Raw genomic sequence first — 12,163 nt, forward strand, 5'->3', positions numbered from 1 at the left:
TCATCATCGAGGCAGTCTCAGCACAGATCCAGATCTATTTATTTACCACATCACGACAAACCCTTTGGAACTTGTAGTCATGTTCTGTCCTACTATCGAATAAATTTGTATTAGGGTTTGTACAAGTTCGTTTAGGTATTCCATCCTGTGTTATTCAACTCTCGTTAGCCTTGCAAGTCTAGACTGAATAGAGTGAGGTGATAACTTATGAAGCGGCGGTGGTGGAAACAATCTACAACGCTACTCGTCATCCGAGAAGCGGAACAACCAGTCAAGCAAGTAAAGATTCCGAAGCTGCTCATCGTCTCTGTACCCATTGCAGCAGTCATGTCTCTTTCCGCATTTGTTTTACATTTACAATGGAAATCGGCTGAGCATATTCAAGAGTTGGAAGGTCAGTTAGCTAAGCAGACACTAGTACTCGATGTCACCGTGAAAAATAAGGAGCAAGCAGTAAGTAAGCTGCAACAGGAAATCATCCGTCTAAGCAAAGAGACAGAAAATGTGAAACAGCGCGTGTCCAAAATTAGTCATTGGGAACGACAGCTTAAACAGTTTGTCCAAGGTAATAAAAATCAATCGAAGGATGCTCCTACTCGCAGCTTATCCCGTACCAGCGCGCTGCCTATTTCACGCCTTAACAGCAAGCAACAAGGCGGCGAACTTCAAGCTCTGACGAATGAACAGCTGTTGAAGCTGTCCCAACAATCTCGGTTCAATATTGAAGAAGTAAACAAGCTGATTACCGAAATGGAACGTTCCCTCCCAACATCGATCAAGCAAGCGAAAAAGAAACAAGCGGTTATTCAAGGCACGCCGTCCTTATGGCCAACACAATCACAGCAGTTGACTTCTGGCTTTGGCTACCGGAAAGACCCTATAACAGGACAGGCTTCTTTCCATGCAGGTGTTGATATTGCTGGCGATATAGGCGATCCGATTTATGCTGCTGCTGAAGGAAAGATAACAACAGCTGAATCTCATTATGCAAGGGGCAACTATATCATTATTTCTCATGTGAATGGATTAGAAACGTGGTATATGCATCTTAACAGCATCCAAGTACGTGTCGGAGATCAAGTAGCCAAGGGAGATAAGATTGGAGAACTCGGAAATACAGGAAGAAGTACAGGGCCGCATTTACATTTTCAAGTTATGCAGCAAGGAGAAGCAACAAATCCATATCCATATATCGGATCTTCGGCCTCCTTCCCTGCCTCACATAAGCCACATAAAAAGATAGATGCTTAGCTAATTATTCAACAAGGAGTTGAGGCTCAGTGTTTGGAAAAAGTTCACGTCCCAGTATGTCAGATACGATCATCAGTTATGGAACAGTGATGGAGGGCCATCTGAACTGCCAATCCAACTTACGCATTGACGGTCAATTCAAGGGCACGATCACATGCCAAGGGACCGTTATTATAGGAAATAACGGGGAAGCTCACGCAAACATTGAGGCGAAGCAAATTATCAATGCTGGAACGATATATGGAGAACTTAAAGCCGCAGGAAAGCTAACGATAACATCGACAGGGCATCTAGTAGGTAATTGTGTATCGCAATCCATTATTATTGAAGAAGGCGGTACATTGAATGGCATTAGCAAAATGGAGGGGCCAGAATCATCGGCAGAACAAATACGCACATCTATCTCCCTTCCCTCCAGTAGCATAGAAGGCTCATCCACTTCCAATGATGACAATCAACAACTAGAGACAGATGTTTTATTTCCCCAAGATCAATCAAGCCGATATCATCCTAATAAGAAGAAAAAACGTAAAGAGAAGCAAGCGGGATGAAGCTTGCTTCTCTCTTTTTTTTTGCGAAGAGAAGTACGGAGGGGAACTAGCCGTAACACACATCGTCCTTGCATTTTTTATCGTTTTCAAAAGAAATGTCCGGTCTTCAAAGAATTCCACAATTGAGTCAATATTGTATGCATAGGTGTACAGCGATCACAGCTCCCCAGTGGTATTTGAGCTTTATAAAAGCCTGTACGGAATTGAATGACCGTACGCTCCGCTGGTACCCTCTCTTGACAGCCGAGACAATATACAGGGTTGTGAACAAGTGAGGGGGATGAATCCGACACATCCATGGCAATATAAGCCTCCTCATAATCCTTGAAAAAGGACCGTCTAATCACTAAAAATCGACATTTTTGCTACATTTCGTATCATAAATGTACGACTTCCTGCTTTATTTGTCAAGATTAGGCTCCAAATTGTTACGTAGTAAGTTATGAATGCGTAGCCGTTCCTTTTTGGATACTTTCCAATAATAAATGCCTGCGATCCGCTCAGAAGCACCTGTCAGTGTCGTTTTTTCAATCTGATTAATAGACGAAGCATGCTTCGCAGCAAGTGAAATCCAATCTTCGAATGCCAAATTGGTTCGTGTATGTTGTTGCAGCACATCAATAATTGCACCTAAACGTACAACACCATCTGTAGAAGCAGCTCTTTGCGCCAATGCACGAAGTACTAGACTTTGTCGATCCATACGCCCGAAATCTCCCTTAGGATCTTGTTTGCGCATGCGTACATATGCTAATGACTGCTCCCCGCTTAGCTCAATATTCCCCACTGCAAATCGATGCCCGTCCGTTTCAAACGGAATTTGGTTATGTACTTCTATGCCGCCTAGTTCATCAATAACAGCCTTAAATCCCTCCATATTTGTCTTAATATAATAATGGATAGGGATCTCAAATAACTGCTCGACGGTTGCAACTGTCATAGCGGTTCCGCCATAGGCATAAGCATGATTGATTTTATCCAGCTTGTTTAAATCTGCCAACTCTGTTCGTGTATCTCTCGGAATATGTACGATGACAGCACTACCTTGCTTAGGATTGACCGCAACCATAATTAAGCTATCAGAACGGCCACTGTCATGTGCTCGCTCATCGACACCCATTAACAGCATCGTAAACGGCTCGCTTTTGCCAACATCCGGTTGTGAATCCACTGCCACTGGCTCCATTACTGGAACAGAGGTACTCCTATTAGATTTACGATTATGTACTGGATTTACTTGATCCGTCTCTAGCGGCTCAATGGTTGAACGAAGCAACTCCTTGCGCTCTGGTAATGCCTCGTACATCGAATCCGCCGCACGCTTTAGTGTCATCCCAATGATAAGTACAGCAGTACAACTTCCAATCAGTATAAGTAAGCAACAAGAAACGGCGATTTTCTGCCAAGTTCTCCATCGACGCCATATTCGCAACATATTAGGACCACTCCGCTTCTCTTATTCGCTCCAAACCAGTAAGCATAGTTTGCGACTGCATCTTGTTCCACCATGTATATGCTTCTCTTGCTTCCTTGCCATTACGAGGCGAAGGTGAAGTCGTAGATGGCCTCCTATCAGCAATACACTGTACATATTCGGCTACTTGATCCTTCATCGTATACTGAAGGCGATGCCAACCTGCCAGCGCTTGCTCCAATGCTGCACACCGTTCACCATGCTCCGTCCCTATAGCTAGCGGAAGCGGACGATGCAGCAATACAGGAGGCACATATACAACATCTCCCGAGAAACGTTGAGACTGATTCAGCTGTTGCCGCATCATCGTTGTCGTTCCAGGCTGTACTTCAGCCGCAATGACAACGAGTGCATGTTCAGCTACATGAGGCAGCAGCCATTCCACGAGCGAATGTGGATCAAGTGAAGTAGACGCGCTCCTATTGACGAAAAAGAGTACATCTGAGCGCTTCACTGCATACGAAGCATTGATCGTACACAGCAGCCGATCTCCTAGTTCCTGCCGCCATCGTTCTGCACATGGTGCGCTATTCGCTACGAGCCATACATCGTGCTTTAAGCCAGCAAGTCTAATGGCCAATGACAAGCCTTGGAGATCCCCACCTAGCACAGCGCATCTCATCACCTATCCTCCTATAATTGATAGTTGTTAGCTGCGTATTTCCAGCGTTTGAATATAATCTGCCAACGCCTCACGCCATGGTCGTAGAGAAGGTAGTCCATGAAGCGTCAGTGCTCTTCCTGCTAATACCGAGTAGGCTGGGCGTCTAGCTGGGCGAGGAAATTGTGAGGTTGGCACCGATCTTACTTTGACATTCAAATTTGCTTCTTCCATAATGGCGGAAGCGAATTGATACCAAGAGCAGCTGCCAGAATTCGAGACATGGTACGTTCCGAACCAATCTGTCTGTATCAATTTAAGAAGGCATTCGGCTAAATCCTTCGTATAAGTGGGGCTACCTATCTGATCATGAACCACTTTTAGTTCATGATTGGTTTTGCCCAGTTCCAGCATCGTCTTTACAAAATTAGATCCATGCCTGCCAAAAACCCATGAAGTACGCACGATAAACGCACGGCGGTTCAATTGACATACGATTTTTTCCGCTTCCCGCTTAGAAGAACCGTACACATTAATCGGTCTTGGCGTAGCAAATTCATCATATGGTCTCGTACTTCGCCCGTCGAACACATAATCCGTGCTGAGCATTAGTATTTTCGCATCAACTGATTCAGCAGCGGCAGCAACATTACGCGAACCATACACATTCACGCGATATGCTTCATCACGCTCATTTTCTGCCTGGTCCACCTTCGTATAGGCAGCTGCGTGAATAATGCCCCAAGGCTTTATCCGGCCAATTACTTCATGAACTTGCTCACTATCGGTAATGTCTAAATTCGCACGAGTACACCCTATCGCAGGCACATTATGTTTATCCAGCAGCTCCATAATGTCTGTACCAAGCTGCCCTGACGCACCTGTAACCAATAACGGTCTGTTCATCTGCATTTCTATTCCACTCATACATTCACCACCATTTCTCATCTGGATGCACATTCACGGCTTGTGAAGCTATTGCTGTCAGATAAGGTAGATTGAATTGTGAGTGTAAATTGCCATGAAGTGAGTAAAGACGAACGTGTAACGAAGCCGTAAGTAACAGAAGAAGAGGCGGTGCTCATTCCGTCCGCCCCTTCACGTCATTGTACGTTTTACCTATTAAAATGGTGTCTGTACGATAATTGGTGTATTTCCGATTGCTACTGTCTTTTCTCCACTCAACGGAGTCATTTCCGAAACAATCGTATTGTTAATCCAAGACAACTGTTGATGCGCGCGGTCTGCTACACCTAAGCTTCTAAGCAATAGCCCCGTGTACATCTTCGATGTCGTACGATCTTCTACTACGACATTATTTCGTACGAAGCAGTTAGAGAAGAGTGGGTTCTCATATAACGCAATACCCGAGCTGTATCCTTCTTTGCCACTGTATAACGCGCCTGGGTTAACGATTGTATTTTCCTCAACAACTACGTTGTTCTGTACCCCTTCAATGTTCCAAGTGATACCGTTGGTATACGCATTGCGTATAATGTTTCCTTTAATAAGAAGACCTTCTACTTTGGTGCCACTACCTTGTAAAGATAAGTCGATGCCGGCAGCGTGGGGAGCAAGCGTCATATAGTTGCCGCCAGGATGTTTGAAGTCAATGAAGTTGTCTGTAATCGCAATGTTGATCCAAGCATCACCGCTAGGATGATGGAATTGAATACCTGCTGATTCTGCATTGGTGGATAAAAATCCGCCACCACGAGCATTCACGATAATGCTGTTGTTCGTTATCGTTAGCTGCTTCACATCTCCGCGGGTAGCCCATAAGCTCATACCGAATACAGCATCTTCGATGCGGTTATTTGTAATGAGGTTGTTCTCGTTCTTGTAGTCTCTGTTGGCTGTGGATGCGTAAATGATGCCTGTGCGGAATTTCTTCGTAACGTTATAACTTACGACTTTGCCGAAACCGTGTACTTCTATCGCCGTATTACTGCCAGCGCCTCCGGCTTCAAAATAGTTTCGCGTAATAATGGCATTGTTGCCGACAGCGTAAATCGTAGAGGTATCAAAGAAGAATGGAGCTCCTACTCCCATATTAAGAAACTGACAATCTTGCACGACTAAATCATCGACTACATTTGCCATCACACTTTGAATGGATAAGCTGTTCCTAACGGTAACACCTTGGAACTGCGCTCCCTTTCCTGTGTAAAGTGTGAACACGCGCATGGCGTTGTTCGTATCGCTTGGCTTCTCCGTAATCGGATTATTTTGTGCATTTGCATCCACAGTCAATTCTCTAACATATATATGATCGATCGGCTTCGTAAATTCAAACACCGTATTGTACTTGCCCATATTATTTCTAACTTTCAACGTTCCACGGCCTTCAAGCGAGACATGCCCTGGCATACTAATAATCGTCTGTTGAGGTACCGTCATTGTACCGAGCACATAGTTGCGATTTTGAGTGAAATGAACCGCTGCTCCCTTCTTTAAGGTGGTTGCAAAGTTCACTGCCTCTTGAATAAAAGGCCTATCATCTTGAATTGCATTTCCTAGTGCGCCGAACCACTCAGGATATACTTTCTTAATTGTACCTGTGGCGACAACGCTTCCATCTCCAGTAAAGAGCGTATACAGGCCACCTTGCAATCCGCCATCCAACTTCAACGTCTTGCCCGAAGCCACTTTAATATTCGCATTTTGCCCAAATACAAGGGTCAGCTCTTTACGAAATACGAGATCTTCATTCAGCACATAGGTTCCTGTTGGAAAATAGATTTTGCCGGACAACATTTCACTTGCTTTACGCAAAGCTGTGGTATCATCTGTCGTTCCATTCCCTGTTGCTCCAAGTGACTTAATATTGGTGCCTTGTGGCGCAGGGGTCTCTAATGCTGCAGCTGTATTCTCCGAAGAAGAGTTCCACTGTATGCCAACAATAACAAAAATAACACCTATAACAAGCATCCATTTCTTACATCGTTGTAAACACATATTCGTTTTATGCCCCATCCTTTCCACCTCTTTAATGACAGCATAGCTCTATACCATTCATATCCCCTTGGTATCAGCTTCATGCATCATATGCCGAATCCCCTTCGTCCGTATGGTCAAGCACCCTCTGCACTTGTCCTTCTTAAGGGACGGCAGGTTCCGCTTATCCAGATGAGACCTCCGAACAGCTTGATTCCGTTGAAGTATTAAAGAGCAATGGGTTGCGATACATTGGAAAATAGGCGGATTCAGCTCCAGCTATACCGTACTGTTGATTCAAGATTAGCGCGGCAGCGTCATACAGTGATTGATGCCGAATGCGTCGGCCGACATAGAAATCAGCCCATTCACGTTCGTTGAAGCTGCGCTTAAATCGAAACAAGTTGTCGTTCCCCGTTACCCCTCCTCCTAAATGAAGTTTCTTGAATCCTTGTGACTTCGCCCATAAAGCTGCTTCATAGATGAGCAAATTAATTGGAGCAGCCTTTAAATATGCTTGATCAGAGCCCATAAGATGATAATGCGCATAATCACCTTCATGCATAAAGAGACAGGAAGCGATCACCTTGTCATCTGCATGAACTTCTATTAGCTTCACATATCCCTCTAAATAAGACGTTGTATTTTGGAAAAAGTTGCTATCAAAGTAATAGTATGCACTTGCCTGCTTTTTTAACATGGTCGCGTCGTACAAGCGAATAAGATCATCCAACCGTGTCGGTTCCTTAATGGTTACGTAAAACCCTTCTTTTTGAGCACGTCTAATCCGATTGCGATTATCCCGCGAGAACGTCTTCAACATATCTTCTTCTGACAGAGTAAGATCAATAAACACCGTATTGCGCACAAACTCTGGTCTCACATCATCATAATCCCGCCAATTGTTCAATAAAGGATGGAAGCGGACGAACTCCGAGACAATACGGTGCTCGCGGCAGTATGCATCAAATTGAAGCTCAAATTTGCGAAACAATCTCGCTCTCCTATCGGCATCGGCTACGTTCGATATCGGTCCACCATATCCGTACGGAGTCGTAATATCATAGATGGGTTTGGTCACATTCAGCTCACGCAGCCCTGGGAGATGGCTCGCATCGCGCAATAGGTAAGGATAACAGACAAACTCGTCGCCCTCCTCGTAGACAAACAACTGCGACTTGCCTTCCCCATTGTCTTCATAAACCTGACAGTACTCTGCCGAGAAATATACATCTGTATCAAGTGCAGCTCGCGTATATGTATTCCATTTCTCACGATTCGCCATATCAAGCAAGAAAGCATTCATGAATATTCCATTCCTCCGTACATCATGTATTGTCACTAGCAATCGAAACATATACTTTTCCATGATCCGTTTGCATGTATGCAGGTTCATGACCAGGGAACTGAAAGGCACGCGCCGTATTATAAATGAAATGCGGAGCAGCATGCTCAGGAATTTGCTTCAACATTCTCACTTCTTGTGCTCGATAGGTTCTCGGTTCAACCTGTAATTCCTCAGCTAATGCTAGCTGGTCAACGCCCGTCGAATGCCCTTCCCATATGCGAGGCAGCCACTCTTTTAATAGATCTAATCCATATTGATTGCTCAGCTGAAACAATTCATATACCGTGTCAGCAGGTTTAATAGGGAAGCGTTTCACTCCGATAAGTAAGCCTTCGTCCACCTTTTCATTCATCCAATGGATGCTCGTTCCGTATTCCTCTCGACCTTCTATGATGGCAGCTGCGTCACACATGGAACCACGCATTTCAGGCAGAGGAGCTCCATGAAGATTGACGACTCCTAACGTAAAACGCTCTAGGTGACGTGCACGCAGCAGTTCGTGATAACGAACACTGACCCCTAGATCAGCCTCTAATTCGCACACCTGCTCAAGCTTCAGTACAGGAACTCCTAACCGCCTTGCTTCATCGTACATATTTTCGTCCTTTTGAACGAGACGCCACTTCGATAAGGGTTCTGTCGAGCATACGACCCCCAGCACTTCTACCCCCGGCTGACGCAGCAGCCATCTCAAGCAGTCGACTGCTACGCCCATACTTCCGAATACAATGATTCGCTTCATTTTATCTCTACTCTCCTTGCAGAGGTGGTTGGTAGCTTACATCGTTTTTGATTTCAAGCTGACGCGCCGTTCTCGATCTAGTTCCGCTACAAACATAGTTGGACATACTGCGTTGTTCTTACCCACCGCAACTTGATTAACCGTTTTGAACAAAATAACGATGTCCAGCCACATACTTTGTCTCTCGACATAGTCGCGGTCACATTGAAATCTTGCTTGCCACGACAACATGTTGCGACCCGAAATTTGTGCTAGCCCTGTAATGCCTGGTCGTACAGTAAACCGAACCCGCTCCGCCTCATAATAGTAAGGATTATATTTGCTAGGCAGTGGGCGTGGGCCAACTAGACTCATATCTCCCTTTAACACATTGAACAGCTGCGGTAGCTCATCCAAGCTGCTCATGCGTAGAATATTGCCCGCTTTCGTCAAGCGCTGTTCATCAGGCAGCGGCTCTCCGTTCGGCAGAACTTCATCACTCATCGTTCGAAACTTATATAATTTAAATGACTTCATATGCAAGCCCGTTCGCTCCTGATAGAACATAACGGGCTTGCCAATAGTTATCCGCACATACATCGCAATTAGAAGCAGTAACGGACTAAACACAATAATTAAAAAGAAAGAAAATACAATGTCAAACAACCGTTTCATAATGATCTCCTTTAATTTCAAAAGAGTTGTTCCCTAGCGACCACATGTATCATCTAGCTATTCAGGCTTGAGCATCATTCAAGATAAAGAGTAGATGGGTCGGAGAGCGGATTGAACACCGTCAATGACTCTGTTCTGATCATCAATAGCCAAGCTTGAGCCTGATGGCAAACAGATCCCTCTCTCGAACAACATGTCGCTAACACTCTCATTTTCTTCGTGACGATAATAACGGCAGCCAGCGAATAACGGCTGTGCATGCATCGGCTTCCATACTCGTCGAGATTCAATGTTCATAACTTCTAGCTCCTGTACTACATCAAGCGGAGAAGCCTCAATAAGATGCGGATCTAGCGTCAAGGTCGTGAGCCAACGCGTCGAACTGCCCCATAATGGGTCTGGCATAAATGAAATACCTGGTCTGTCACCAAGCGCCTGCTGGTATCTTTCAAATACAGCTCGTCGCAATGCGATCCGCTCGTCGATCACATTCAATTGACTGCATCCAATAGCAGCAAGAATGTTGCTCAACCGATAATTGTAACCGACTTGACTATGCTCATAATGATAGGCAGGCAGCTTAGCTTGAGCTGACAAATAACGTGCATACTCCAACTTGTCACTGTAATTGGACACAAGCGCGCCACCGGCTGAAGTTGTAATCAGCTTATTTCCGTTGAAAGAGTATATCCCGTAGTCTCCAATTGTTCCTGCCATCTGTCCCTTGTATGTCGCTCCAAGTGCTTCCGCCGCATCTTCTATAACACATATGCCGTACTGCCGACATATTTTCATAATGGCATCCATATCGGCACACTGGCCATATAAATGCACAACAATGACTGCTTTGGGCAGTTGACCAAGCATGTTAGCCTCGTACAACGCTCGTTCAAGTGCACGTGGAGACATATTCCATGTCGTAGGCTCTGAATCTATAAATACAGGTTCTGCACCTAAATAACGGATCGGATTCACACTAGCAACGAACGTAAGCGAAGAACAAAATACGATATCTCCTTCTTGAACCCCTGCTAATTCGAGTGCAAGATGTATCGCTGCTGTCCCTGAGCACAATGCTACCGTTCCTTCTATTCCTACTAATTCGCTTATTTGACGTTCGAATTGCTCGACCATAGGCCCCAGAGGCGCAATCCAATTGCTTGCAAAAGCTTCCGCAATTTTCGCCAACTCTTCTCCGCTCATATGTGGAGGAGATAAGTATATACGGTCAGATATATTCAACATTCTCACCTTCTAATCATTAAACTGGTACTCTCAATGATGTCTCCCGCTGCGGCACGAACGGTCTTCCCATAGATATATATTCATATCCTAGTTCCGCCATTTTTTCTGCGCTCCAGCAATTTCGACCATCAATCACTAACGGCCTAGACATCGAACCATGCAGCTTCTCCCAATCGGCTTCAACGATCTGTTCCCATTCCGTCAATATCAAACATGCATCGCAATACATAACCGTATCCTGAACAGTAGGCATATATACGACTTGATCACCTAGTACATGACGAGCCTCTTCAGCAGCAATAGGATCATAGGCACGAACGATTGCACCTGCTTCTAGCAGCTTCGGAATAATCGTCAACGAAGGTGCATCTCTTACATCATTCGTATTGGGCTTAAATGCTAGACCCAGCACTGCGATTCGTTTACCTGCAAGCGTACCTAGTGACTGCTGCAGCTTATCTATGACGATAAGACGCTGTTTTTCATTCGTATCAATGACCGCTTCAAGAATCGAGAACGAACAGCCCGCTTCTTGCGTTAAATGGCGAAGCGCATACGTATCCTTCGGAAAGCAAGAGCCTCCATAGCCGATTCCTGCCTGCAAAAATCGATGACCGATTCTGCTGTCCAGTCCCATACCCTGTGCCACTTCATCTACGTCAGCCCCGAGCTGGTCACATAGATTAGCAATGGAATTGATATAGGAAATTTTCATAGCTAAGAAACAATTAGAAGCGTATTTAATAAGCTCCGCACTCTCGATAGAGGTCTTCAAAACAACAGTGCCGAACGGCTCATGAAGCTCTGCAATAATAGCTGCAGCTTCAGGCCGATCGGCACCAATTACTGTCCGTTCCATATTTAAGCAATCATAAACCGCTGATCCTTCTCGTAAAAATTCAGGGTTGGATACGATATCGAACGAATATTGATTATGCGCGGACTCCCCAATCCACTGCGCGATCAAACGCCCTGTTCCAACCGGAACTGTACTTTTGGTTACAATGACTTTGTAGCCATTGATCACCGTTCCAATCATACGTGCAGCTTGCTGAACATAGTCCAGATTGGCTTCACCTGTCTGCGACATGGGTGTCCCAACTGCAATGAAAATAACATCTGCTGTTTGAATGGCAGCGGCGATATCCGTCGTAAAACTTAGTCTTCCTTGCTGCATGCCTTCCGCTACCAACTTATCAAGCCCAGGTTCATAAATCGGAATTTCGCAGCGTTTCAAACGTTCGATTTTAGTTGCATCCACATCACAACAAATTACTCGATGCCCCACATGAGCGAAGCAAGTGCCCGAGACGAGCCCAACATAACCCGTGCCAATTACCGCTATTGAATAGCTCTTCAT

The 12,163-nt window shown here is 45.1% G+C and carries 12 protein-coding genes; 2 read left to right on the forward strand and 10 right to left on the reverse strand.

Annotated elements, in window-relative coordinates; translation table 11 throughout:
* Positions 1–207: 207 nt before the first annotated feature.
* Complete coding sequence (locus tag H580_RS23000; RefSeq protein WP_051217149.1) at positions 208–1,251, forward strand: peptidoglycan DD-metalloendopeptidase family protein; 1,044 nt, start codon at positions 208–210, stop codon at positions 1,249–1,251.
* 29 nt (positions 1,252–1,280) lie between these two features.
* On the forward strand, positions 1,281–1,802 hold the full coding sequence (locus H580_RS25300) for a bactofilin family protein (RefSeq protein ID WP_051217150.1): 522 nt from the start codon (positions 1,281–1,283) through the stop codon (positions 1,800–1,802).
* An 86-nt stretch (positions 1,803–1,888) separates the two neighbouring features.
* On the opposite strand, the gene H580_RS26100 is transcribed toward H580_RS25300, so the two are convergent.
* From H580_RS26100 to H580_RS23020, 10 genes are all read right to left on the reverse strand, one after another.
* Entirely contained in the window at positions 1,889–2,101 is a 213-nt protein-coding gene (locus H580_RS26100) for a diaminopimelate decarboxylase (protein ID WP_157282641.1), read from the reverse strand.
* 101 nt (positions 2,102–2,202) lie between these two features.
* On the reverse strand, positions 2,203–3,237 hold the full coding sequence (locus H580_RS23010; protein ID WP_051217151.1) for an LCP family glycopolymer transferase: 1,035 nt from the start codon (positions 3,235–3,237) through the stop codon (positions 2,203–2,205).
* Position 3,238: 1 nt separating this feature from the next.
* Positions 3,239–3,898, reverse strand: a complete 660-nt coding sequence (locus tag H580_RS0101990) for a Rossmann-fold NAD(P)-binding domain-containing protein (protein WP_028593302.1) — start codon at positions 3,896–3,898, stop codon at positions 3,239–3,241.
* A gap of 27 nt (positions 3,899–3,925) precedes the next feature.
* A complete protein-coding gene (gene rfbD / locus H580_RS0101995; RefSeq protein ID WP_245583463.1) occupies positions 3,926–4,804 on the reverse strand; it encodes a dTDP-4-dehydrorhamnose reductase in 879 nt (292 codons plus the stop codon).
* A 195-nt stretch (positions 4,805–4,999) separates the two neighbouring features.
* Positions 5,000–6,853 (reverse strand): glycosyl hydrolase family 28-related protein, encoded by a 1,854-nt coding sequence (locus H580_RS0102000; RefSeq protein WP_028593304.1) that lies wholly within the window; start codon positions 6,851–6,853, stop codon positions 5,000–5,002.
* A gap of 145 nt (positions 6,854–6,998) precedes the next feature.
* On the reverse strand, positions 6,999–8,120 hold the full coding sequence (locus tag H580_RS25305) for a lipid II:glycine glycyltransferase FemX (RefSeq protein ID WP_051217152.1): 1,122 nt from the start codon (positions 8,118–8,120) through the stop codon (positions 6,999–7,001).
* A 22-nt stretch (positions 8,121–8,142) separates the two neighbouring features.
* Positions 8,143–8,904: a formyl transferase gene (locus tag H580_RS0102010; protein WP_028593305.1), complete on the reverse strand. Its 762-nt coding sequence runs from the start codon at positions 8,902–8,904 to the stop codon at positions 8,143–8,145.
* 36 nt (positions 8,905–8,940) lie between these two features.
* Complete coding sequence (locus H580_RS0102015; protein WP_036604303.1) at positions 8,941–9,558, reverse strand: sugar transferase; 618 nt, start codon at positions 9,556–9,558, stop codon at positions 8,941–8,943.
* Positions 9,559–9,636: 78 nt separating this feature from the next.
* Positions 9,637–10,800: an aminotransferase class I/II-fold pyridoxal phosphate-dependent enzyme gene (locus H580_RS0102020; protein WP_281167949.1), complete on the reverse strand. Its 1,164-nt coding sequence runs from the start codon at positions 10,798–10,800 to the stop codon at positions 9,637–9,639.
* A gap of 19 nt (positions 10,801–10,819) precedes the next feature.
* Complete coding sequence (locus tag H580_RS23020; protein ID WP_036604417.1) at positions 10,820–12,163, reverse strand: UDP-glucose dehydrogenase family protein; 1,344 nt, start codon at positions 12,161–12,163, stop codon at positions 10,820–10,822.

This window comes from Paenibacillus assamensis DSM 18201, assembly GCF_000422445.1.
GTDB classification, from domain to species: Bacteria; Bacillota; Bacilli; order Paenibacillales; family Paenibacillaceae; genus Paenibacillus_B; species Paenibacillus_B assamensis.

Bases quoted from the DNA above. Each gene is read 5' to 3' on its own strand.
- H580_RS25305 (WP_051217152.1), bottom strand. From the start codon at position 8,120: ATGAATGCTTTCTTGCTTGATATGGCGAATCGTGAGAAATGGAATACA.
- H580_RS23010 (WP_051217151.1), bottom strand. From the start codon at position 3,237: ATGTTGCGAATATGGCGTCGATGGAGAACTTGGCAGAAAATCGCCGTT.
- H580_RS23020 (WP_036604417.1), bottom strand. From the start codon at position 12,163: ATGAAGAGCTATTCAATAGCGGTAATTGGCACGGGTTATGTTGGGCTC.
- H580_RS0101990 (WP_028593302.1), bottom strand. From the start codon at position 3,898: ATGAGATGCGCTGTGCTAGGTGGGGATCTCCAAGGCTTGTCATTGGCC.
- rfbD (WP_245583463.1), bottom strand. From the start codon at position 4,804: ATGAGTGGAATAGAAATGCAGATGAACAGACCGTTATTGGTTACAGGT.
- H580_RS0102000 (WP_028593304.1), bottom strand. From the start codon at position 6,853: ATGGGGCATAAAACGAATATGTGTTTACAACGATGTAAGAAATGGATG.
- H580_RS26100 (WP_157282641.1), bottom strand. From the start codon at position 2,101: ATGGATGTGTCGGATTCATCCCCCTCACTTGTTCACAACCCTGTATAT.
- H580_RS0102015 (WP_036604303.1), bottom strand. From the start codon at position 9,558: ATGAAACGGTTGTTTGACATTGTATTTTCTTTCTTTTTAATTATTGTG.
- H580_RS23000 (WP_051217149.1), top strand. From the start codon at position 208: ATGAAGCGGCGGTGGTGGAAACAATCTACAACGCTACTCGTCATCCGA.
- H580_RS0102010 (WP_028593305.1), bottom strand. From the start codon at position 8,904: ATGAAGCGAATCATTGTATTCGGAAGTATGGGCGTAGCAGTCGACTGC.